Below are 23,666 nucleotides of genomic sequence, written 5' to 3' on the forward strand. Positions count from 1 at the left end.
GAGCGGGGAGGGGGCTAAGATGTACCTCATAAGAGCGAAAACCGCTGTATTATTTTTTAAACTTCATCTTCTTCAATAACTGCATTTCTATCTAATATTAATAAATTGCGAAGTTGGTCTGTATCCATTTCCGTTAACCAATCTTCTCCTGCACCTACAACTTGTTCAGCTAGTTGTTTTTTACTTTCAATCATATCATTAATTTTTTCTTCTAAAGTTCCAGTACACACGAATTTATGGACTTGGACATTGCGAGTTTGACCAATTCTAAATACTCGGTCTGTGGCTTGGTTTTCGACTGCGGGATTCCACCATCTATCAAAGTGAAAAACATGATTTGCCCTGGTTAAATTCAAACCTACACCACCAGCTTTTAATGATAAAATCATAATTGGTGGTCCTTGAGGGTCATGTTGGAATCTATCAATCATTTCCTCTCTTTGTTTTTTACTGGTACTACCATATAAAAAGAATATTTCCCGTCCTAGTTGTTTTTCTAAATGAGGCTTGAGTAACTTACCCCATTCGGCAAATTGTGTGAAAATTAAAGCCCGGTCTCCTTCTGCAATTACCTCATCTAACATTTCTTCTAATCGTTGTAATTTAGCTGAATGATGTTTTTCTAAAGTTGCTAATTTCAAATATTGAGAAGGATGATTACAGATTTGTTTTAACTTAACTAATAATCCTAAAATCATGCCCCGACGTTGCAAACCTTCCGCAGATTCAATTGCTACTAAAGATTCATCTACTAATTGTTGATACATTGTCGCTTGTTCGGCAGTTAATCCACAAAATACTGTCATTTCTTGCTTTTCTGGCAAGTCTTGAATAATGTCTTTATCACTTTTCAAGCGTCGCAAAATAAAAGGTTGAACTAAAGAACGTAATTGATTTAAAGAAGCACTATCACCATATTTTTCAATCGGCATAGCAAACCGTCTTTGAAAAAATTGTTTACTCCCTAAATAACCCGGATTGAGAAAATCTAAAATAGACCATAATTCCTGTAATCTATTTTCTACAGGTGTACCAGTTAAAGCAATCCGAAAAGTGGTTTCTAATTGTCGGACTGCTTGTGATTGTTTCGATTCTGAATTTTTAACATTTTGGGCTTCGTCTAAAACAATTATCTGCCATTCAACTGCTTTTAATAACTTAATATCGCGGTGAATCAGTGCATAGCTAGTAATTACTATATCGTGTTTATTAACTGCTTCTGTAAATGCTTTACCTTTAGGGCGTTTATCACCGTGATATTCTAAAACTTTGATTGTGGGGGCAAATTTATTTACTTCTTTTTGCCAATTACCCATAACCGAAGTTGGACAAACTAATAAAGTTGGTTTTTCTAGGACATTTTCTTCTTTGAGGTGGAGTAGAAAAGCGATGAATTGGATGGTTTTACCTAATCCCATATCGTCTGCAAGACAAGCACCTAAACCCCATCTTTCTAAAAACGCTAACCAAGCTACACCACGTTCTTGATAAGGTCTTAATTGTCCGGTAAAATTGCCAGGAGTTGGTAAAGTTTGAATTTCTTGATTATTAGTTAATGTCCCAATTAATTCTTCCAATGCACCAGAAGCTTCAAAACTGACAACAGGTAATTTCTCAATTACTTGGGTATCTCCTTTACTAATGCGTAAAGCATCCTCTAAAGAAAGAGACATTTGCTCTTTCCGGGAAGCAAAAAAGGTTTGAGCAGTTTTAATATCTTGGGGACGTAATTCCACCCATTCACCATTAATTTCTACCAACGGACTATTTAATTTTACCAGTTTATCAAACGCAGCTTTAGAGATTGTTTGTCCACCAATTGCTAAATGCCATTGGAAATTTAATAAACTTTGTAAACCCAAGCGTCCCGATTTTTGTTGAGGAGTTTCGGCACTAATTTTCAACCCTAAACGATTTGCCCAACCTTCCCGATTAGCTAAACTAGGAGGTAAAATTACTCCTAAACCACTATCTTCAAATTTCCAAGTTACAGCTTTGATAAATTCATAAGCTTGCATGGGGGTGAGGTGACAAAATTCGGGAGATGCGGTTTCTAAACTGGGGGTAATTATCGGATACAATCGAGAAGCTAAACCCAATCCTCGCAAAAATGTTTCTTGAGGTTGTTCAATTATCCGATTTTGATAAACTAATTTTTCTACAGATTGATGCCAAATTGTCGCTGCGTCTATTAACAATTCTGGGTTATCTGCTGCTTGGAGAAAATATTTTAAAGTCCAATTTGGTTCTTCATTTTCTGGAGGCAGCAATTGAAAACAAGTTCTAAATAAAGCTTTACCTGTAAGTTGATATTGTAAAGGTAAAGTCCAAGCTTTTAATATAGTTTCTAAACGTTCTCCTCCTGCTGCATCAATTATATTATTTTCATTAATTAATCCTTGTAACCATTGCTGTAATGCCGCAGGTAAAGACATCATGATTCTAGGTTCAAGAGGAGATTGAGAACCAACCATTAACCGCAATTGATTATCTGTAATATTATTGAGAAATGATAATATAATTTCTTGAGGTAATAATGGTAAATCAATTGCTATATTTTCGGTAGTTTGTTGATATGTTCGACAAGCTAAGGGCATTTGTGAGGCGAATTTTTCTAACCTAGTGACATCTACAGCACTATCTAAAAGTACCTGCCATTTGGCAATTAAATTACTATCTTGTTTCTCTACAGTTGGTAAAAATTTACAACGAGAAATTAAGTCTAAATGCCATCTATAAATATGTACCCAAAAATGAATATCTGCACCTAATAAAGCTGCTTTACTATCATTTGCACTCAAAGGTAAAGATGTGAGAAATTGAATTGCTAATGCCGGAGTGAGACAAAAACCATCAATTTGCCAAGGATGTAAATATTGCGAAGATGGAGAATCTATATCTACGCTGACAGAATGAACTGGAGAAATTGTGGTTAACCCTGATTTCTTATTTTCTAAAAAATAAGTTGGTAAAGAAACAATTTGAGAATGAAGAGGTAATTTTATTTCTGTTGGTGGTTTACTTTTAAGTTTTTGTTTAGTAGTAGGAGATGGCTGAATTACATTAGCAATTGATAAATTAGATGCTTCTAACCATTCATTTAATTCCACTGATGTCATAGCCAATGGATGTAAAGGAATTTCCGCAGATACCTCAGTATGTACCTGCGAAGAACGCCAAGTTTCCCCCCAAATAAAGAAATAACTACTTTGATTATTTATTATCCAAGTTCCGTGTAAAATTGCCATGTTTAAATAGACTAATTATTTTTTTAATTGTTCTGTCGCATCTTTAGCTAGAGCGGAAGATACTGAATCTGTTCCTCCAACTTCAATAATAACAAACGTTGGACTGAAACAAAACTTTTACGGTCTGATTTTCAACAATCCCTACTTATAGTAAAATCAAAATATACTGTTATACTTATTCCCTCTTAAAAATATGAGCAGCTACCCGGATTTCCAAGAACAAGGCTATCAGGTTACTAGAGAATTAGGCCGCAACCGGGAAGGTGGTAGAATTACTTGGTTAGCAACAAATATTAACACAGGGCAACCGGAGGTAATCAAACAGTTTTGTTTTGCTCAAGCGGGTTCAAGTTGGTCTGGTTCAGAAGCCCACGAACGAGAAATACAGGTACTCAAAGGATTAGATCATCCTGGTATTCCCAGTTACTTGCATTCCTTTGAAACCTCTGATGGTTTTTGTTTAGTTCAAGAGTATATTCATGCTTCCACTTTAGCAGAGCCTCGCAGTTTTTCACCAGAAGAAATTAAACAAATTGCTGTTAAGGTTTTAGAAATTCTTGTATATTTACAAAATCGAATTCCGTCGGTAATTCATCGAGATATCAAACCCGAAAACATTTTAGTAGATGAACAAATCAATGTCTATTTAATTGACTTTGGTTTTGCTCGTATTGGTAGTCAAGAAGTTGCTGCTAGTAGTGTTTTTAAAGGTACTCCTGGTTTTATTCCCCCAGAGCAAATGTTTAAACCCACAAATGCTACAGATTTGTATGCTTTGGGTGCAACTTTGATATGTTTATTAACAGGAATTAAATCAACAAAAATAGATCAATTACAAGATGAAAATGATCCTTATTTGATTAAATTTCGTCATCTTTTATCCCAGTTAAGTTTGCGGTTTATCGGTTGGTTGGAAAAAATGGTACAACCGAAACAAAAAGAACGCTTTACTAATGCAGAATTAGCTTTAGAATCACTCAAAACACTTGATGTTATTCGTGTAGCGGGAGTTGATTTTAGTGAAACTGTTTTGGAGTTTAAAGCGAAGTGGTTGGGGGAAAAACTAACGCAAAGTATTACTATTGAAAACCCCATACCAGATACTTTATTAGAAGGTAGATGGGAAGTTGCAACGCATCCTCAAGATCCTCCCCATACTCCAGATAATCATGCTTGGATTTCGGTTATACCTGCTCAGTTTAGCAGGAATAATATTCGTTGTCAGGTTGAGGTGGATACAAGTAAATTGATGGCAGATAAGCAGTATAAACGTCAACTTATTTTCCATAGTAATGCTTATCCAACGAGTCATATTTTGATGGTGAAGGTGCTGACTGCGGGTTTACCAATTGAGAAGAGAGAATTTAATTGGGAATTTTTAATTGTGATGTTTTTACTGGTTGTGGTGGTAGCCATGTCCATAACTTGGAGTATACCTTATGTGACAATATCTCATTATCTATTCGGCGTGGTGTGTGGCTGTATAACGTTTATTTACTGTCGAAATGAGGCTATGGCTGCGGCTTTGGGTCGGGCTGTGGGTGTGGCTGTGGGTGTGGCTGTGGGTGTGGCTGTGGGTGGGGATGTGGCTGTTGTGGCTATGGCTGTGGGTTGGGCTGTATATATGGCTGTGGGTCGGGCTGAGGACATGGCTAAAGAGGCTAAAAACTTGTTTACTAGTATACTAATACTACTCATATTAGGATTGGGAATTAGTGTAGGAACGGGAATAATAATAGGCTTTAACACATTTATTTTATTAGCACTAAATGGAACAGGTTTACCGGCACTTTTCATGCTGCTTTATCCACCCCTAAAAAGACGTAAATTAATTGCTAAATATCGTCAATCAGAGGAATCTTTAATTAAGCCGTGAAATTGTCAGTCATGTAGGTTGGGTTAAGCGACAGCCCAACCCAACAAAAGATATAATGAAAATATCAGAATCAGGATATCCAGGATTTAAGGATTTACAGGATGAATGATTTTTTCTGAATAGGATAGATATTATTGGTATCAACTTAACGTAAAACCTTTAACCCGCCTGCGAATGAATTCCCAGTCTCACAGCAAAAGTCATCTAAAGATGACTGAAATAATCCGAAAATTTTTTAGTAAACTTTAGTTTACTTTGGTTATTAGCCCTGATAGCGAAGCGTGGCGTAAGGCATAATTCATTTCTGGGCGGATTAGGTCAGCCAATAAATAAGCCTTCTGTAGCTGAAGTTATGAACGAAAAAAATTTTAACAATATCTCACGGACTAATTGGCAAGCATTAAGTTCAATGTCAGATGAGGACATTGACTATTCTGATATTCCGCCATTAACTGATGAGTTTTTTGAAAAAGCAACTTTGCAAATTCCCGCAGCACAGGAAAAAAAGCCGAAGATTTCTTTAATGAACGAATGATGAAAATGTCTGAATCAGGATATCCAGGATTTAAGGATTTAGAGGATGAAGAGATTAAATATTTTTAATTATCACCAAATTCTGTGAATATGAAAATTCTGTGAATGATGATAAAAATATCTGAATCAGCATGAATAGAATTATATTACTTTCACTATCAAATATTTTATTCAGCAATTCCATACTCTGCAAATCTGTCCATATAAATCCAAATCCAAACAAAAATCCTGTCAGAATCAGGATATCCACCGATTTAAGGATTTACAGGATGAAGGGACTAAATATTCATTGTCAGAATCAGGATATCCACCGATTTAAGGATTTACAGGATGAAGGGACTAAATATTCATTGTCTGAATCAGGATATCCACCGATTTAAGGATTTACAGGATGAAGAGATTAAATATTCATTGTCTGAATCAGGATATCCACCGATTTAAGGATTTACAGGATGAAGAGATTAAATATTCATTGTCTGAATCAGGATATCCACCGATTTAAGGATTTACAGGATGAAGAGATTAAATATTTTTAATAATCACCAAATTATGTTGTTATACCAATTTTGTCAATGATGATAACGAAGCCTGATAGCGTGGCATATTCATATCAGAATGTATAGTATTCAATTATTTTTTGGATTAACTATTTTTGAGAAACACACAATTATTGAAATCTTCAATTCCGAAAATCCAAATTCAAACAAAAATCCTGTAAATCCTTAAATCTTGGACATCCTGATTCAGACAAAAATATTTAATTATTCAATTCCGAAAATCCAAATTCAAACAAAAATTCTGTAAATCCTTAAATCGGTGGACATCCTGATTCAGACAAAAATATTTAATTATTCAATTCCGAAAATCCCAATCCAAACAAAAATCCTGTAAATCCTTAAATCGGTGGATATCCTGATTCAGACAAAAATATTTAATTATTCAATTCCGAAAATCCCAATCCAAACAAAAATCCTGTAAATCCTTAAATCGGTGGATATCCTGATTCAGACAAAAATATTTAATTATTCAATTCCGAAAATCCCAATCCAAACAAAAATCCTGTAAATCCTTAAATCGGTGGATATCCTGATTCAGACAAAAATATTTAATTATTCAATTCCGAAAATCCCAATCCAAACAAAAATCCTGTAAATCCTTAAATCGGTGGATATCCTGATTCAGACAAAAATATTTAATTATTCAATTCCGAAAATCCAAATCCAAACAAAAATCCTGTAAATCCTTAAATCGGTGGACATCCTGATTCAGACAAAAATATTTAATTATTCAATTCCGAAAATCCAAATCCCAACAAAAATCCTGTACATCCTTAAATCTTGGATATCCTGATTCAGACAAAAATATTTAATTATTCAATTCCGAAAATCCAAATCCCAACAAAAATCCTGTACATCCTTAAATCCTGAAAATCCTGTTCAGACAATAAATGACCTTCTTTAAGCCACTCCATAATCTGTATATGGACGTTTATAAGGAGGATGTAAACCCAACACGATATCTTCTCTGGGAACACCCATTTTTACTAAATCTTCAGCGGGATTTTCTTCTGTTAAATTCTGTTGTAACCAAATTTTGCCGTTTTTAATATCGAAGTGAATCACCGTCATATAAACGCGATTTAAATGTTCCCAACCAACATTCATCCACTGATAATGGTCGCGTTCTGTATCAAAGATGAGTTCCACATCTACTTCGTCTGTGCAAATATCATCTTTGGCATAATCTGTTAGTAAGGTTTGAATATATTTTCGATATTTGGCTATGTTATCCATTCTATAATCACCTCATTATCTGGTTCATATACTACTAATAGCACTTGATATCTTTTTAGTGCCACTTGTGTAAACTCAAGCTGAAAAAAGGTTCGATAAACTTCCAATGGAATTGCCATATATAGTATACGATCTGGTTCAAGAGCTTCTAAAGCCAGACGATAGCTGAGAAACTGACCTAAAGCAGCATAAAAGTCTGTAATAGCGGAAGGATTAATAAAACTTTTGATTTCTACTGCTATTTTCTCACTTTCTCTTTCAGCCGCAATTAATTTCTCAGCACCTAAATCTATATTGAATTTGACGTTGCCAAATTTAAATTTTAGTGGATCATCTGTAATCACCCACTGCTCTTTTTGTAAAGCTTTCTTTACTGCGTCGTGAAATATATCTTTTGCAGACACTAATTGCTATTACCTCACGAATCAACTTTAAGTTTTGCTAATATCTCTAAGCGTTTAAGATAATTTTGCATATCTTCCGAACTTTTTGTTGGAAAACAGCCATCGTTGTACAGATAAATTATGTCTGTATTTGAATCACAATTCCAAGATAGTTTTGCTGCCGTTGCTGAACCTATACCTTTCAATTTAACACAAATAGGATAGTCTTCATACTCTATATGTTCTCTGGTATTAAAACCCAGTGGCTTATATCGCCTATTAAGAACTGCATATCTCTCATCAGGTTGTTTCTGAAGGCAATAGGGAAGAAATACTGCTCTGAAATCGTTAAGTGACATATTGTTTTTACTGTCATTAATTTATACTATTTAAATTTATTATATCAAGTAATTAACAAAATGTTATTGACAAACACAACCAAGTTAAATTAACATCGAATTAGATGCTAATTAAATTATTTACCATGATTAACCTTGCTAAAGATATACATTCTCTTACTGACTTTAAGCGTAACACTACTGAATTTGTACAACGGATTAAACAAACAAAACACCCTTTAGTTCTCACTGTCAACGGAAAAGCCGAGTTGGTGGTTCAAGATGCAGAATCTTATCAAGAACTTTTAGATGCTGCTGAGTTAGTAGAAACTTTAAAAGGTATTAAACTAGGCTTAGAACAAATGCAGCAAAGTAAAGGTAAAAAAGCCGAAGAATTCTTTAATGAATTGTTTAATAAATTAGATAATTCCCAATGAATGAGAAATATCAAATTATCATCCAACCAGAAGCACAAAAAACCATAGAAGACGCTTATTTCTGGTTTAGTAATATTTCTCACCAAAAGGGTAGAACATGGTTAGAGGGATTATATAAATCTATATTATCCCTAGAAAAAATGCCTTCTCGTTGTTCTCTAGCATTTGAAAATGATTTTTTTGACCAGGAAATTCGACAACTTATATATGGAAAGGGACGAAACACCTATCGGATTATTTTTACAATTGTTGATGATGATGTTCAAATTCTTTTTGTGCGACATTCTGCTCAAAAACCAATGAGCGACGAATCTGAATAAATCCAAAGAAAAATCCTGTAAATCCTGATTCAGACAAAAATATTCAAATCATAAAATTCCTTTTTAATGACAGGGGTAATTGCAATACAGTTACTTACCTCTTAATTGATTGATGAAATATTATGAAATCGTTCAGCAAAAATATAACTTAGACGACAAACCCAGATATCAAGCCTGTTGTACAGATAACTTAACAAATTTTGTTTTATGTTTGCTCATTACAGAAGCCGTCTAGAGTGCATAAATGTTAAGATTGCCACAGAGTGAGAATCGCGTAAGAGAAGGAAAAAAAACTGAATGGCAGAATTTGAAAAGTCAATATCCTTTGATGGACGGGATATTCGACTAACGGTTGGCCTACTAGCCCCCCAAGCAGGTGGGTCGGTTTTGATACAGTCGGGGGATACAACTGTTTTAGTAACGGCTACAAGGTCAGCAGCGAGGGAAGGCATTGATTTTTTGCCACTGACCGTAGACTACGAAGAAAGATTGTATGCGGCAGGGAGAATTCCAGGAGGAATTATGCGCCGGGAAGGTCGTCCACCGGAAAAGGCCATTCTTACCAGTCGTCTGATTGACCGTCCACTCCGTCCTTTATTCCCTTCATGGTTACGGGATGACTTGCAAGTCATGGCAATAACTATGTCAATGGATGAGGAAGTTCCCCCTGATGTGTTAGCGGTGACAGGTGCTTCAATTGCTACCCTCATTGCTGGAATTCCTTTTAACGGACCAATGGCAGCAGTGCGAGTAGGTTTAGTGGGTGATGATTTTATTATTAACCCTACCTACGCAGAAATTGAAGGCAGTGATTTGGATTTAATCGTAGCTGGTTCACCTGATGGTGTGATCATGGTGGAAGCGGGTGCAAATCAGTTGCCAGAGCAAGATATTATTGAGGCGATTGATTTTGGTTACGAAGCTGTCCGGGATTTAATTCAGGCACAGCTAGATTTACTGGATGAACTAGGTCTTAAACTGGTGCAAGAAGCACCACCGGAAGTAGATCAGACCTTAGAAAACTATATCCGCGATCGCGCTAATGGAGAGATTAAAAAAATCTTGGCGCAATTTGAGTTAACTAAAACTGATCGTGATATAGCTTTAGATGCAGTTAAAGATAGTATCGCTGCTGAAATCAAAGCTTTACCAGAAGAAGACCCCATTCGCATTGCTGCTACATCAAACTCCAAAGCCCTTGGTAATACATTCAAAAGCATTACCAAATACTTCATGCGTCTGCAAATTGTCGAAGACAATGTGCGCGTTGATGGACGCAAACTTGATGAAGTCCGCCCTATATCTTGTCGAGTTGGGATAATACCCAAACGAGTCCATGGCAGCGGGTTATTTAACCGAGGACTCACCCAGGTACTATCAATGTGTACCCTTGGTACTCCCGGAGATGCTCAAAATCTCAACGATGACTTGCAACTAGAAAAAACCAAACGTTACCTGCATCACTATAACTTCCCACCCTTCTCCGTCGGCGAAACCAAACCATTACGCGCCCCTGGTAGACGGGAAATCGGACATGGTGCATTAGCAGAACGGGCATTGTTACCTGTATTACCATCAAAAGAAAAATTTCCCTACGTAATTCGCGTAGTTTCGGAAGTGCTTTCTTCCAACGGTTCTACTTCCATGGGTTCAGTTTGCGGTTCTAGCCTATCCTTGATGGATGCCGGTGTCCCCATTCTCAAACCTGTGAGTGGTGCAGCAATGGGCTTGATTAAGGAAGGGGACGAAGTGCGAATCCTCACCGATATTCAAGGCATTGAAGACTTTTTAGGTGACATGGACTTTAAAGTTGCCGGTACAGATACTGGGATTACTGCTTTGCAAATGGATATGAAAATATCTGGTTTGCCTTTAGAGGTAATTGCCCAAGCTGTCAACCAAGCCAAACCTGCCCGGTTGCATATTCTGGAAAAAATGCTCCAGACTATTGACACACCTAGGGAAGAAACTTCACCCTATGCCCCACGTCTGTTGACGATCAAAATTGATCCTGACATGATTGGTCTGGTTATTGGACCAGGTGGTAAAACCATTAAGGGCATTACTGAAGAAACTGGTGCAAAAATTGACATCCAAGATGATGGAACTGTCACCATTTCCGCAGTTGATGAAAACAGGGCTAAGAGAGCGCGGAACATCGTTCAAGGCATGACTCGTAAACTTCATGAAGGTGATGTTTACATAGGTCGTGTAACACGGGTTATACCCATTGGTGCTTTTGTCGAATTCTTGCCCGGCAAAGAAGGCATGATTCACATTTCTCAACTCGCTGACTACCGCGTTGGTAAAGTTGAAGATGAAGTAGCTGTTGGTGATGAGGTGATTGTCAAAGTGCGAGAAATTGACAATAAGGGTCGAATTAACCTGACACGCTTAGGTATTCATCCAGATCAAGCAGCAGCAGCACGGGAAGCAGCAGCCGTAAACAATTAAATCGCTGACTGGATTTTAGATTACGAACGAATCGCAAATCTAAAATCCGCGATGCCTTGCTAGTAGGCATCGCTGCCGAATTTTTTATAATTATTTGCAGTTTACCAATTACTAATTACCAGCCTAAATTAAGTTGACATTAGACTTTTTATTACGATATAATGGTATGCTATTTAAAGTGTATTGATTGCTGCACTAGGCTAGAAAAGTATATCATATCGGTAGCTGATATGGCCTAAGTAACGCCTAGATGCCAGTTTTTTGTTGTTTATTAACGAGGTGAATATGGCAAAGCGCCGTAACCCCAAAAAAGAAAAGGCGCTACGAAACCAGGCCTACGCCAGAAAGTTTCGTAAACGGACCACCACAGGTAGAATGGGCAGAAGATTCCAACAAAGACCGCCCAAGAGTGAAGAGGAAGAAGGAACAGGAGCAGCAGCAATGGACGCTGCTGATTAATTTAGCTTAAACAGTAGAAGCCTCTCACCTACCCGATAGGGAGGTGATGAGATGAATACGCATAAGTGACGAATTGACCAACGAGCAAAATTGAGTGTGAGCGAAATTAGCAATGTTGGTCGGTGAGGAATGAACACTTTCTTGACTTTTTCCAAATATTTGATATAATTTTCGACAGTAGGTGTAACTCAATTAAATGCTGAAAAGCAGCCTATCAAAAAAGTTAAAAATTATCTCAAAAAGTCCCTAGGGCATAGGGCTTTAAAGCTCGGTCAATGTCTTCATAGAAGAGTCGCAAAAGAAGCCCACACTCACCTGAAAGGGAGTGTGTGGAGTATGTCACCTGTTTAAATTTTACTTTTTCATATTTTGAATTATAAGGGTGTACTCATGTACACCCTTATTTGTGTCAGTTGTCAGTTGTCAAAAAAAAGAAAGTTTCTTGCCTATTTCCCATTGAGTTGAGTCCGGGCATTGAGAATGGCTTGTCTGACTTGTTCAAAGCCTGTACCACCATAACTGTTGCGGGCTGCAACTACTTGACGTGGAGTTATGGCTTCATAAATATCAGCGGCAAATGCGGGATGGATTTGTTGCCACTCTTCTAAGTGCAAATCTTTCAGAAGTTTACCAGCGGCAATACTGGTTTTTACCACTTTACCAACGATGTTATAAGCTTCTCGGAAGGGTACACCACGGGCTGCAAGATAATCTGCGACATCAGTAGCGTTAGCAAAGTCTTCTGTAACTGCTGTGGCCAATCGCTGATAACGAAATTCTAACCCTTCTTGCAGCAAAATTGTCATTGCTTCTAAACAGGCTTTGACTGTATTCACACTGTCAAATATGCATTCTTTGTCTTCCTGGAGGTCTTTGTTATAAGCCAGAGGTAAACCCTTCATAATTACTAACATAGCTTGAAGATGACCAAAGACTCGCCCTGTTTTACCTCTAACTAATTCTGGTACGTCGGGATTTTTCTTTTGGGGCATGATGCTAGAACCTGTAGCACAACTATCTTTGAGTGTGACGAAGCGAAATTCTTCTGATGCCCACAGAATTACTTCTTCAGAAAGACGGCTGAGGTGAACCATGATAATACTAGCAGCACAGAGGAATTCTATGGCAAAGTCGCGATCGCTAACTCCGTCCAAACTGTTAGCATAAACATGATCGAAATGCAATAATTTGGCTGTATAGTGGCGGTCAATGGGAAAAGTTGTTCCCGCTAAAGCACCACAACCCAAGGGAGAGATATTCACTCGGCTACAAACATCCTCCAGGCGTTCCCAGTCCCGTTGTGCCATCTGAAAGTATGCCAGCAAATGATGAGCTAAACTCACAGGCTGGGCGCGTTGCAGGTGGGTATAGCCAGGAATTAGGGTTTCGACATTTTTTTCAGCTATATCAACTAAGACTGTCTGAAAGTCCCGTAATTGCTGGCGGATTTGGTGAATTTGATCGCGGAGGTACAATCTCGTATCAGTACCTACTTGGTCATTGCGAGAACGGGCTGTGTGTAGTTTTTTGCCTACATCTCCGACAATTTCCGTAAGTCGCTTTTCTACCGCAAAATGGACATCTTCGGCATCAATACCGGGCTGGAATTGCCCTTGACGATATTCTTGACGAACTTGTTCTAAACCTGTAAATAGTGCTTCCCCTTCTTCATGGGAAATTATACCAGTGTGAGCCAGCATTTTTGCATGGGCTTGAGAACCAGTAATATCATATTCGATGAGTTCAATGTCAAAACTTATACTGGCATTAAAACGAGCGATCGCCGGATGCAGCGCGGATTCAAACCGCTGACTCCAAGTTTGTTTTTCGGTCATAAATCTGAAGAGGCAGAAATTAGATATAGATGTTAGATTTTGAATCATTATCAGTCCAAAATCTAATATCTAAAATAAATTTAACTAATTTGCCGTAAGTCCCCCACTGAATTTGGTAATCCGAATCAGTGGCGGCATATAAGGCAGAAAAAACCGAAATCGTTCTCAAATGATCCGAGGCGTAAGCCTTGTAAGAGCAAAGAACATTTGAGGTTTTTCCAAATATTATTTTATTTTTACTCTCTACCACAAAATATATATTGTGTTAACATAGTAGACACAAAGGAGGTGCTGTTGAGTGTTACACAAAGCTGTGCAAATCCGTTTATATCCAACAAAAGAGCAACAAGCAATACTGGCGCAGACATTTGGGTGTGCTAGATGGTGGTGGAATTATGCTCTAAATAAGTCCATCGAAACTTAGATGTGAGGAAGTGGACTTGTCCTCACTGTGGTACTCATCATAATCGTGATGGCAACGCCGCCACAAATATTAGAGCAGAGGGAATCAGAATGATCAAGACGGAAGGTTCGTCCGTCTCTGCTGTAGGAGGGGAGATCAGACCAAAACTTGGGCGAAAGTCTAAGTTACGGCACTCCCCCGTGAGTACAGAAGCCAACACTGTACTTGGTACTCCAAGTCAGTGTGGGTAGTTCACCCGTAACTAGTTAACCCTTTGAACATATAGCCAAGGATTATACCAATCAACATTGCCCAAATTTGCCCAGTTTTGACAAAGTTATTCCAATAATTTTGTATTTGACCCAAAACATCCGTCTCTTTTACGAGACCATATAAAAAGTAGTCTGTGTGATCACTAACAAAAAAATTGATATGAAAGTCTAAATTTCCTAAAATGAGGAATAGTGGATCGCTAAGGTGTTCCATCAGATAAATATCCTAATTATACACAGTTTTTACTGTCATACTTTAATGTTTTTCTACAGACCATATAAAAAGTAGTCTGTGTGGTCACTAACAGCAAAATTGATATGAAAGTCTAAATTTCCTAAAATTAGGAATAGTGGATCGCTAAGATGTTCCATGAGATAAATATCTTAATTATACACAGTTTTTACTGTCATACTTTAATATTTTCCTGCTGCCAAGCGTAATTTTTCTGAAGTTCGTAAAATTTGCCCAGCTAAAACCGCTGCCCCAAAGCCATTATCTATATTTACTACACCTATACCAGCAGCACAAGAGTTGAGCATTGTCAATAAAGGTGCTAAACCGGAAAAACTCGCACCATAACCAATACTTGTAGGAACAGCAATCACTGGACAATCGGCTAAACCTGCTACCACACTAGGTAAAGCCCCTTCCATTCCCGCAACAACAATTAATACTGATGCTGATTCCAATAGGTGGCGATTACTTAATAAACGGTGAATTCCTGCCACACCGACATCCCAGAGACGCTGAACAGAGAAACCAGACAGTTCAGCAGTGACAGCAGCCTCTTCAGCAACGGCTAAATCAGCAGTACCAGCGGAAAGAATACCAATATTTCCAGGAAATCTAACTTCAATTACAGAGGGGACAATGGCACAAATTCGGGCTTGTTCGTAATATTGGATACCTCTAACTTTCTTTTGTAATGCGGAATATACTTTTGGTTCAATGCGAGTAGCCATCACCACAGAAGTACGGTGCCGCATAACTTCCATAATTTGAGCAATTTGTTCCGGTGTTTTACCAGGTCCCCAAATTACTTCCGGGAAACCAGTTCTTAATTGACGATGGTGATCTATTTTGGCAAACTCACCGACAGATTCATAATTTAAATCTTTGAGTGAGTCGAATGCTATCTCTGGGCTAATTTTACCATTGGCGACGGCTTCTAAGAGCGATCGCAAATTTTCGGGTTGTGTCACGGGATTGGTAATTGGTAATTGGTAATTGGTAATTGGTAATTGGTAATTGGTAAGAATTTCTTCACTATTACCTATTACCCATTACCTATTTTGTAACTTTAATTTCATGAATATTCCAAAAAGCACCACCAAGGGCAGAAAATTGGATACCCTCAAAACGATTTCTAATTGCTGACATAGCCGAGGAATTCACCAAATAAATAAAAGGTAAATACTCCTGTGTTAATTGTTGACTTTCCCCATAAATTTCCTTGACTTTCACCTCATCAAATTCCTGTGCGCCCTGAATATAAAGTTCATTAATTTTCACTTCCCAAGGTGCAACTTCTCTCCCTTCTATGGGCTTTTGTCCAGCTTGGGGTTTCTGATTAAACATATGTAATCCCCCGTCAGGTGACCAAACATTTGCACCATCATTAGGTTCTAATCCACCAGTTAAACCTATTAAACAAGCATCCCAATCTAAGGTATTGGAAAGTTTATCTATAAAAGTATTCCATGCCAAGGGTGTAAAATCAACTTGAATGCCAATTTTACTTAAATCTTGTTTAATTTGCGAACCCATTGACTCCCGAATTTTATTACCGGCATTGGTGAGTAAACTAAATCTGACTTCATTACCTTGATTATCCACTAAAAGATTTTTGTCATTATATTTGAATCCTGCTTTTATTAGTAATTCCTTCGCTTTATCAGGATTATACTTGTAAACTTTTAAGCCTTTTTCTGGTGATAAAAAATAAGGACTTTGGACAGAAATAGGAGAATCTTGGGGTGTACCCAAACCACGAAAAGTATTATTTAACATGGTTTGTCTATCAATAGCATAAGCTACTGCTTGACGAAATTGGATATTATTAAACCATTGAGATTTAATTGGATCAACTAATGGTTGATTATTTCTTTTCCCCTTATTTAAGTTGAAAGAAATAAAGGAAGTGCTAGAACTTGGACCACCATTATATATTGTAAAATTCCCTTGTTTTTCCTGGACTTTTAACAAAGAAAAATAATCAGGAGAAACACCAATAGAATCTAAATCACCGGAACGAAATTGGAGTAAAGAAGTATCTGTGGATTCCACAATTTGCCAAATTATCCGTTCAATATAAGGTTGTGGTTTACCTTGAGCATCTTTACGCCAATAATAGGGGTTACGACGAAAAATTATCCGTTGACTTGTATCATATCTTTCAACTTTATAAGGTCCATTAACAATTAATTCTTCTGGGGGAGTATCAACACCCCATTTACTCAAAAATTCCAGTTTGCCATCTTTATTTTTTGTTTTAACTGATTTTTCTAAAATGTGAGCAGGTAAAATAGATGCTCCTGTATTCAGTAAAAAAGGTCTAAATGGTTCAGGTACACTAAATTCTACTCTGCGAGGATCTATTTTTTTCACAGTTGGTAATTTGCGATTTTTACCAATTCTCAAAACATCTCTAGTATCTGTGGGAATTTTTTCATTTAAATAAATATCATTGTAGGTAAAGACAACATCATCAACTGTTAATGGTTGTCCGTCTGACCATTTTAAACCTTCGCGCATGGTAAAGGTAATTTTGGTTTTATCTGGTGATATTTCCCATGATTGAGCTAATGCTCCTTCTATTTTGCCGTTAATAGGATTTTGTGTTAGTAATCCTTCATAAGTAAGACCAAAAATATTTGGTGATTCGGAACTCAACGCAGCATTAAATGTTTTTGGGTCACTGAGAATACTTGTGACTAATTGGGGTACTTGAGCCGCTTCACTTTTTAGTTTAATTGGGTTACAAGCAGTAATTCCTATTACTGTAAAAGCAATAACAGTTATGAGTAATAAAAAGCGTTTTGTGTAATTGAATAGTTTTTCTGTTAATGTCATAGGTTATTACCAGAGATTAATATGAGAATAGACAGGATGCTAAACGTGATCCGATCCCCCTAAATCCCCCTTAAAAAGGGGGACTTTGAAGAATTTAGCCCCCCTTTTTAAGGGGGGTTGGGGGGATCTAAACGTTGTGGGACAACTCTAGAAGACTTGTGTGTACACCGTAGCTTTCCAAGGGGGGACTAAGGAAAATCAAGTCCCCTCACCTTTCTAAGGGGAGGGTTAGGGAGGGGGAAAACAATATTTGATACACCATGAGAGACTTTTAAAACATCCTCTAAGAATTTCTTCACTATTACCTATTACCTATTTCGTAACTTTAATTTCATGAATATTCCAAAAAGCGCCACCAAGGGCAGAAAATTGGATACCCTCAAAACGATTTCTAATTGCTGACATAGCCGAGGAATTCACCAAATAAATAAAAGGTAAATACTCCTGTGTTAATTGTTGACTTTCTCCATAAATTTCCTTTACTTTCGCTTCATCAAATTCTTGCGCCCCTTGAATATAAAGTTCATTAATTTTCACTTCCCAAGGTGCAACTTCTCTCCCTTCTATGGGCTTTTGTCCGGCTTGGGGTTTCTGATTAAACATATGTAATCCCCCGTCAGGTGACCAAACATTAGCACCATCATTAGGTTCTAATCCATCAATTAAACCTAATAAACCAGCATCCCAATCTAAAGTATTAGATATCTTACCTATAAAAGTATTCCATGCCAAGGGAGTAAAATCAACTTGAATGCCAATTTTACTTAAATCTTGTTTAATTTGCGAACCCATTGACTCCCGAATCTTATTACCAGCATTGGTGAGTAAACTAAATCTGACTTCATTACCTTGATGATCCACTAAAAGATTTTTGTCATTATATTTAAATCCTGCTTTCATTAGTAATTCCTTCGCTTTATCAGGATTATATTTATAAACTTTCAGGCCTTTTTGTGGTGATAAAAAATAAGGACTTAGAACAGAAATAGGAGAATCTTGGGGTGTACCCAAACCACGAAAAGTATTATTTAACATGGTTTGTCTATCAATAGCATAAGCTACTGCCTGGCGAAATTGGACATTATTAAACCATTGAGATTTAATCGGATCAACTAATGGTTTATTATTTCTTTTCCCCTTATTTAAGTTGAAAGAAAGAAATAAAGTGCTAGAACTTTGACCACCATTATATATTGTAAAATTCCCTTGTTTTTCCTGAACTTTTAACAGAGAAAAATAATCAGGGGAAACACTAATAAAATCTAAATCACCGGAACGAAATTGGAGTAAAGAAGTATCTGTTGATTCCACAATTTGCCAAATTATCCGTTCAATATAAGGTTGTGGTTCACCTTGAGCATCTTTACGCCAATAATAGGGATTACGGCGAAAAATTATCCGTTGACTTGTATCATACTTTTCAATTTTATAAGGTCCATTAACAATAATTTCTTCTGGGGGAGTATCAACACCCCACTTACTCAAAAATTCCAGTTTGCCATCTTTATTTTTAGTTTTGACTGATTTTTCTAAAATATGAGCAGGTAAAATAGATACCCCTGTATTTAGTAAAAAAGGTCTAAATGGTTCAGGTACACTAAATTCTACTCTGCGATTATCTATTTTTTTCACAGTTGGTAATTTGCGATCTTTACCAATTCTCAAAACATCTCTAGTATCTGTGGGAATTTTTTCATTTAAATAAATATCATTGTAGGTAAAGACGACATCATCAACTGTTAATGGTTCTCCGTCTGACCATTTCAAACCTTCGCGCATGGTAAAGGTAATTTTGGTTTTATCTGGTGATATTTCCCATGATTGAGCTAATGCTCCTTCTATTTTGCCGTTAATAGGATTTTGCGTTAATAATCCTTCATAAGTAAGACCAAAAATATTTGGTGATTCAGAACCAAGTGCCGCATTAAATGTTTTTGGATCACTCAGAATACTTCTGACTAATTGGGGTACTTGAGCCGCCTCACTTTTTAGTTTAATTGGTTTACAAGCGGTAATTGTGATTGTTGTGAATGCAATTATTGTAATTAATAAGAAAAAGCGTTTTGTCAGACTGAGTATTTTTTGTATTGTCATGGTTTATTACCAGATATTAATTTTAGGAGCATTGAGAGTCTAACCAACCTAGAAAGTTTCTAGTGTTACTAAAATATTTAATTTTTGCACTATTTAAAACTTCTCTTACTTCCTTTTTACCGAAATCTTTAGTGTTACCACTTATAAATACTTTTTGATTATGAGGATGCTGATTTGCATGAGATACGATACACTGTAATATTAAGTTATCCATAAGATCATTTTTAATTAGTAATGTTTCTGTTGCTATAAAAATATTATCAGAAATATCCTTGATTATGTTATTATCAAAGTTAATGATTTCTGAATTTTCTGTTAACAAGTTAATAATTTCATCTATCTTGTACATCATTTAATAATAGTAGATTTTCAATAGATGCTCTTTCTAAACTCACCTTAAACAAATCTGCATGAACAGAAATTTTATCACGCATTGCTTCATTAATTTATTTCTCCATTTCTGCTTGAAACTTTAACTGATTTTGCTTATCTATTCTATATGTGTTAATGACTTCTACATAACAAATAGCTGGTATAGCAAGACGAATTAAGGGAGAGAGATTCCGCAGAAACTGTGCTGCATCTATGTCTATTCCTTTTGCAACTGCCATTAAAAAATTAGTTTCAATGTAAAGTATCATCACCTAAATTTTCCTGAATATAAGTATGTCCACCTTCTAACAATGGTAATAAACCAATTTTCGCTAATTCATTATACGCTGGTGGTGTATCTGAATTCCAATGATATGATAAATCTCTGAGCCAAGATTTAATAAGTGTTTCTAAATAAAAATCAAAGATTCTTTTATGCGGGGATTCTGGATCATAGTTACTTAGTATATCATTAGTTCTCAAGGAAATTAGATTTTCTATTTCCTGATCATTATTCAATGCAAAAATATTAATTTCCTCTAAATCCACTAACATACCAAAAGGAATATCTGGCTTGATATTCTGCAAGTATGTTTTTAATTGATAAATAGCACTTTGCCTGTTTAATTCTGTCTCTGGTTTTTGAGCTTTTACCTCTACGATTAAGATAATTTCTTCATCTTTATTTGTAAACATAATATCAGGACGATATTTTTGAGGGGGTTGGAAGTTGATAACTTGCATCTTCTTTTCTCCTTGATGTAAATATATGGAAATTGATTAATCACCCGCTACTAACAAAACCACAGCATAAGCACAAATACCTTCTTCTCTACCAGTGGGACCCAATTTTTCATTAGTAGTAGCTTTGACACCAATTTGATTTGGTTCTACTTTTAAAACTGCTGCTAATTTATCCCGCATTTTAGAAATGTGAGGTTTTAATTTCGGACGTTCAGCCACAACTACAGAATCAATATTGCCTATTTTCCAACCTTGCTCCCGAATTAGCTGATGAACTTGATCTAATAATACAAGACTATCAGCCCCAGCCCATTGTGGATCTGTAGGAGGAAAATAATGGCCAATATCCCCTAAAGATAAAGCCCCTAGCATAGCGTCCATGATGGCATGAGTAAGGACATCAGCGTCACTATGCCCTAACAAGCCGAGTTCATGGGGAATGTGAATACCGCCTAAAATCAAATTGCGATCGCTCACCAATCTATGTATATCGTAGCCATTACCAATTCTGATGTTCATAGTTATTAGTTATTAGTTATTAGTCATTAGTCATTAGTAAGAATTTATTCTTCTATTCCCTGTCAACAGTCAACAGTCAGCAGTCAACAGTCAGCAGTCAACAGTCAGCAGTCAACAGTCAACAGTCAACAGTCAACAGTCAGCAGTCAACAGTCAGCAGTCAACAGTCAACAGTCAACAGTCAACAGTCAACAGTCAACAGTCAACAGTCAACAGTCAACAGTCAGCAGTCAACAGTCAGCAGTCAACAGTCAACAGTCAACAGTCAACAGTCAACAGTCAACAGTCAACTGTCATCTTTTCCCCTCTCTTCTTGCCATTGTTTGAGCAAATCGGGACGACGGGACGACGTGCGCTCAATTTGTTGTTGAAAACGCCAACGGGCTATTGCTGCATGATTACCACTTAGTAACACATCTGGGACTTTCCAACCGCGAAAATCAGCAGGACGAGTGTACTGAGGAAAATCTAATAAATATTCTTCAAAACTTTCCGTTTTCAGAGATTCCTCCTTGCCCACAGTTCCCGGAAGCAGACGCATAACACCATTAATTAAAACCATAGAGGGAATTTCTCCCCCAGTGAGGATAAAATCGCCCAAAGACACCTCACGAGTGACTAAATTTAGCACCCTATCATCTACCCCTTCATAATGACCACAGACGACGACTAATTGGTCATAATTCGTGGCTAATTCGCGCAGCAAGGGCTGGTTCATCGGTTGCCCTTGGGGACTCATTAAAATCACATCTCTACGGGGTAGAATTGGCAAAGACTCCACAGCCGCAAAAATAGGTTCTGGTTTCATTAGCATTCCCACACCACCACCATAGGGTTGATCATCTACCTTGTGATGTTTGTCGGTGGTAAAGTCCCTAGGATTAGTTAAATGCACTTGAGCAATCTGTTTAGCTAAAGCTTTACTCAATAAACCAGAATTGAGAATTGATGTAAAACAGTCAGGAAAAAGCGTAACTATATCAAAACGCACAGTAATTTGTATTCGATAGAACTAATGTTAAGAGTAGATACTTAGTTAATAGAATAGCTGATAACGGAGTATGGCGTAAATCATAAAAGACTAAAAATCTACTCATAGTATCTAAAAATATCAGTATTCTAAATACTTTAGTTAGATCAAAAGTTTTTCTAATTACTTAATTTATGTTTAAATATTGTCACTACTAAATTTAAATTAATAATCCCACCAAAGTTAACAACTTCCGGGATGCACCTAGCCAGGCTCAGAAGTAAGAGTGTCAAGGCCGACTAAACCCTAAGTCCAGAAGAGAATTATAGTTAATTTAGCACTATAAAAGCTTTCTGGGAAAGTAGATAGGTAAAAAATCAAAATGCTGGCCATGAGAACGACGGACATAAGAAAATGTAGGGGTAGCGCCCCCGTGCCTACCCGCGTGTCCTCTCACAAAAGCATAGGGCAAAAATTCACAAGTCACAAACCTTGTGCAATTAACCTGAAGTTGTTGACTCCCTCAAGCAGAAACACAATGCCGCAGTTAGAAGTTAAATCGCTGGAAATGAGGACACCCCAAGTTACTAAAACCGCCGTTCTGGTTATCGGAGGTGCAGAAGATAAAGTTCATGGACGAGAAATTCTGAGAACTTTTTTTGTTCGTGCCGGTGGTAACAAGGCGTATATTACAATAATTCCATCAGCCTCTCGTGAGCCTGCCATTATTGCTGGTAGGTATGTTCGCATTTTTGAAGAAATGGGAGCAGAGAAGGTTGAGATTTTAGACATTCGGGAACGGGAACAATGCGAAAATCCTGAGATTAAAGCATCCCTCGAAGCCTGTAGTGGTGTCTTCTTAACAGGAGGAGACCAACTGCGTCTTTGTGGAGTCCTCTCCGACACACCAGCAATGGAAATTATCCGTCAGCGGGTGAGAGCCGGACAACTGACTCTAGCAGGAACAAGTGCTGGAGCAGCCGTCATGGGACATCACATGATCGCAGGTGGCGGCAGTGGTGAAACACCCAATCGTTCCCTAGTTGACATGGCAACGGGCTTAGGGTTCATTCCTGAAGTTGTCGTTGACCAACATTTCCATAACCGGAACCGCATGGGGCGCTTAGTTAGTGCGATCGCCGCTCACCCTGATAGATTAGGTATAGGTATTGATGAAGATACTTGTGCTGTGTTTGAACGAGATGGTTGGTTACAAGTTATGGGTAAAGGCAGTGTCACTATTGTTGATCCCACAGAACTTACTCATACGAATGAACCAAATGTTAGTGCTAACGAACCCTTGACCGTACATAATTTACGACTACATATCCTCAGTTACGGAGATCGATTTCATCTTTACCAACGTACTGTTTTACCTGCTGTGCATCGCATCTCTAGCTGACGATATAAAGTATCTCAGGTTACACTGATTTGACCGCATTGTAATTTTTTCTTCTAGATTTATATCAATACCATCTCAGAAGGAAAAACTGCTTCAAATGCCAAGTTTAGTGGTCAATTCCAGCAAAAAAATAGAATTTT

At 37.2% G+C, this 23,666-nt stretch carries 18 protein-coding genes and 3 pseudogenes; 9 read left to right on the forward strand and 12 right to left on the reverse strand.

From position 1 onward, the window contains the following. Positions 1–56: 56 nt before the first annotated feature. Positions 57–3,248, reverse strand: coding sequence for a DEAD/DEAH box helicase (locus EZY12_09655; protein ID QSX69815.1), 3,192 nt, complete (start codon positions 3,246–3,248; stop codon positions 57–59). A 193-nt stretch (positions 3,249–3,441) separates the two neighbouring features. On the opposite strand from EZY12_09655, the gene EZY12_09660 reads away from it, so the two are divergent. Both EZY12_09660 and EZY12_09665 read left to right on the forward strand, forming a co-directional pair. Continuing rightward, positions 3,442–5,124: a serine/threonine protein kinase gene (locus EZY12_09660; protein QSX69816.1), complete on the forward strand. Its 1,683-nt coding sequence runs from the start codon at positions 3,442–3,444 to the stop codon at positions 5,122–5,124. A gap of 352 nt (positions 5,125–5,476) precedes the next feature. Beyond that, a complete protein-coding gene (locus EZY12_09665; GenBank protein ID QSX70871.1) occupies positions 5,477–5,659 on the forward strand; it encodes a hypothetical protein in 183 nt (60 codons plus the stop codon). Between the two features lie 1,456 nt (positions 5,660–7,115). Here EZY12_09665 and EZY12_09670 read toward each other — a convergent pair. From EZY12_09670 to EZY12_09680, 3 genes are read right to left on the reverse strand one after another with little or no spacing between them, the layout of a single operon-like run. Next, positions 7,116–7,451, reverse strand: a complete 336-nt coding sequence (locus EZY12_09670; protein ID QSX69817.1) for a XisI protein — start codon at positions 7,449–7,451, stop codon at positions 7,116–7,118. Then, positions 7,439–7,855, reverse strand: a complete 417-nt coding sequence (locus EZY12_09675; GenBank protein QSX69818.1) for a XisH family protein — start codon at positions 7,853–7,855, stop codon at positions 7,439–7,441. Before EZY12_09675 ends, EZY12_09670 begins: the two co-directional genes overlap by 13 nt. Before the next feature lie 14 nt (positions 7,856–7,869). Beyond that, a complete protein-coding gene (locus EZY12_09680; protein ID QSX69819.1) occupies positions 7,870–8,193 on the reverse strand; it encodes a hypothetical protein in 324 nt (107 codons plus the stop codon). A 104-nt stretch (positions 8,194–8,297) separates the two neighbouring features. On the opposite strand from EZY12_09680, the gene EZY12_09685 reads away from it, so the two are divergent. From EZY12_09685 to EZY12_09700, 4 genes are all read left to right on the forward strand, one after another. Next, the gene (locus EZY12_09685; protein QSX69820.1) at positions 8,298–8,609 is read left to right on the forward strand and encodes a type II toxin-antitoxin system Phd/YefM family antitoxin; all 312 of its coding nucleotides are present in this window, start codon (positions 8,298–8,300) and stop codon (positions 8,607–8,609) included. Beyond that, the gene (locus EZY12_09690; protein QSX69821.1) at positions 8,606–8,929 is read left to right on the forward strand and encodes a type II toxin-antitoxin system RelE/ParE family toxin; all 324 of its coding nucleotides are present in this window, start codon (positions 8,606–8,608) and stop codon (positions 8,927–8,929) included. The genes EZY12_09685 and EZY12_09690 overlap by 4 nt, the downstream gene beginning before the upstream one ends. Positions 8,930–9,226: 297 nt before the next feature. After that, the gene (locus EZY12_09695; GenBank protein ID QSX69822.1) at positions 9,227–11,383 is read left to right on the forward strand and encodes a polyribonucleotide nucleotidyltransferase; all 2,157 of its coding nucleotides are present in this window, start codon (positions 9,227–9,229) and stop codon (positions 11,381–11,383) included. Between the two features lie 285 nt (positions 11,384–11,668). Then, positions 11,669–11,842 (forward strand): hypothetical protein, encoded by a 174-nt coding sequence (locus tag EZY12_09700; GenBank protein ID QSX69823.1) that lies wholly within the window; start codon positions 11,669–11,671, stop codon positions 11,840–11,842. Positions 11,843–12,288: 446 nt separating this feature from the next. Here the strand turns inward: EZY12_09700 and argH are convergent, their stop codons facing one another. Then, complete coding sequence (argH, locus tag EZY12_09705; protein ID QSX69824.1) at positions 12,289–13,677, reverse strand: argininosuccinate lyase; 1,389 nt, start codon at positions 13,675–13,677, stop codon at positions 12,289–12,291. A 298-nt stretch (positions 13,678–13,975) separates the two neighbouring features. Between argH and EZY12_09710 the strand changes: the two are divergent. Continuing rightward, positions 13,976–14,098 (forward strand): annotated as a pseudogene (locus EZY12_09710) (helix-turn-helix domain-containing protein). Next, positions 14,098–14,331 (forward strand): annotated as a pseudogene (locus EZY12_09715) (transposase). Before EZY12_09710 ends, EZY12_09715 begins: the two co-directional pseudogenes overlap by 1 nt. Before the next feature lie 435 nt (positions 14,332–14,766). Here EZY12_09715 and larB read toward each other — a convergent pair. The 7 genes and pseudogenes from larB to trmD form a co-directional block, all read right to left on the reverse strand. Continuing rightward, a complete protein-coding gene (gene larB / locus EZY12_09720; protein ID QSX69825.1) occupies positions 14,767–15,555 on the reverse strand; it encodes a nickel pincer cofactor biosynthesis protein LarB in 789 nt (262 codons plus the stop codon). Positions 15,556–15,640: 85 nt separating this feature from the next. After that, a complete protein-coding gene (locus EZY12_09725; protein ID QSX69826.1) occupies positions 15,641–17,425 on the reverse strand; it encodes an ABC transporter substrate-binding protein in 1,785 nt (594 codons plus the stop codon). Positions 17,426–17,737: 312 nt separating this feature from the next. Beyond that, entirely contained in the window at positions 17,738–19,519 is a 1,782-nt protein-coding gene (locus tag EZY12_09730) for an ABC transporter substrate-binding protein (protein ID QSX69827.1), read from the reverse strand. Positions 19,520–19,541: 22 nt separating this feature from the next. Continuing rightward, a pseudogene (locus EZY12_09735) lies at positions 19,542–20,163 on the reverse strand (DUF4935 domain-containing protein). Next, positions 20,144–20,635 carry a type I restriction enzyme HsdR N-terminal domain-containing protein gene (locus EZY12_09740; GenBank protein ID QSX69828.1) on the reverse strand — a complete coding sequence of 164 codons (492 nt, stop codon included), beginning with the start codon at positions 20,633–20,635 and terminating at the stop codon, positions 20,144–20,146. The pseudogene EZY12_09735 and the gene EZY12_09740 overlap by 20 nt, the downstream one beginning before the upstream one ends. A gap of 36 nt (positions 20,636–20,671) precedes the next feature. Continuing rightward, entirely contained in the window at positions 20,672–21,154 is a 483-nt protein-coding gene (locus tag EZY12_09745) for a 2-C-methyl-D-erythritol 2,4-cyclodiphosphate synthase (GenBank protein QSX69829.1), read from the reverse strand. A 286-nt stretch (positions 21,155–21,440) separates the two neighbouring features. Further along, on the reverse strand, positions 21,441–22,145 hold the full coding sequence (gene trmD, locus EZY12_09750) for a tRNA (guanosine(37)-N1)-methyltransferase TrmD (GenBank protein ID QSX69830.1): 705 nt from the start codon (positions 22,143–22,145) through the stop codon (positions 21,441–21,443). 517 nt (positions 22,146–22,662) lie between these two features. Between trmD and EZY12_09755 the strand changes: the two genes are divergently transcribed. Then, positions 22,663–23,526, forward strand: coding sequence for a cyanophycinase (locus EZY12_09755; protein ID QSX69831.1), 864 nt, complete (start codon positions 22,663–22,665; stop codon positions 23,524–23,526). Positions 23,527–23,666 lie beyond the last annotated feature (140 nt).

Source organism: Dolichospermum sp. DET69 (genome assembly GCA_017355425.1).
In the GTDB taxonomy this organism is placed as follows: Bacteria; Cyanobacteriota; Cyanobacteriia; order Cyanobacteriales; family Nostocaceae; genus Dolichospermum.

Excerpts from the sequence above, each read along its gene's own strand:
- EZY12_09655 (QSX69815.1), bottom strand. The coding sequence starts at position 3,248 with ATGGCAATTTTACACGGAACTTGGATAATAAATAATCAAAGTAGTTAT.
- EZY12_09685 (QSX69820.1), top strand. The coding sequence starts at position 8,298 with ATGCTAATTAAATTATTTACCATGATTAACCTTGCTAAAGATATACAT.
- EZY12_09745 (QSX69829.1), bottom strand. The coding sequence starts at position 21,154 with ATGAACATCAGAATTGGTAATGGCTACGATATACATAGATTGGTGAGC.
- EZY12_09730 (QSX69827.1), bottom strand. The coding sequence starts at position 19,519 with ATGACAATACAAAAAATACTCAGTCTGACAAAACGCTTTTTCTTATTA.
- EZY12_09755 (QSX69831.1), top strand. The coding sequence starts at position 22,663 with ATGCCGCAGTTAGAAGTTAAATCGCTGGAAATGAGGACACCCCAAGTT.
- EZY12_09725 (QSX69826.1), bottom strand. The coding sequence starts at position 17,425 with ATGACATTAACAGAAAAACTATTCAATTACACAAAACGCTTTTTATTA.
- EZY12_09665 (QSX70871.1), top strand. The coding sequence starts at position 5,477 with ATGAACGAAAAAAATTTTAACAATATCTCACGGACTAATTGGCAAGCA.
- EZY12_09695 (QSX69822.1), top strand. The coding sequence starts at position 9,227 with ATGGCAGAATTTGAAAAGTCAATATCCTTTGATGGACGGGATATTCGA.
- EZY12_09680 (QSX69819.1), bottom strand. The coding sequence starts at position 8,193 with ATGTCACTTAACGATTTCAGAGCAGTATTTCTTCCCTATTGCCTTCAG.
- EZY12_09740 (QSX69828.1), bottom strand. The coding sequence starts at position 20,635 with ATGCAAGTTATCAACTTCCAACCCCCTCAAAAATATCGTCCTGATATT.
- EZY12_09660 (QSX69816.1), top strand. The coding sequence starts at position 3,442 with ATGAGCAGCTACCCGGATTTCCAAGAACAAGGCTATCAGGTTACTAGA.
- EZY12_09700 (QSX69823.1), top strand. The coding sequence starts at position 11,669 with ATGGCAAAGCGCCGTAACCCCAAAAAAGAAAAGGCGCTACGAAACCAG.
- EZY12_09690 (QSX69821.1), top strand. The coding sequence starts at position 8,606 with ATGAATGAGAAATATCAAATTATCATCCAACCAGAAGCACAAAAAACC.
- EZY12_09670 (QSX69817.1), bottom strand. The coding sequence starts at position 7,451 with ATGGATAACATAGCCAAATATCGAAAATATATTCAAACCTTACTAACA.
- argH (QSX69824.1), bottom strand. The coding sequence starts at position 13,677 with ATGACCGAAAAACAAACTTGGAGTCAGCGGTTTGAATCCGCGCTGCAT.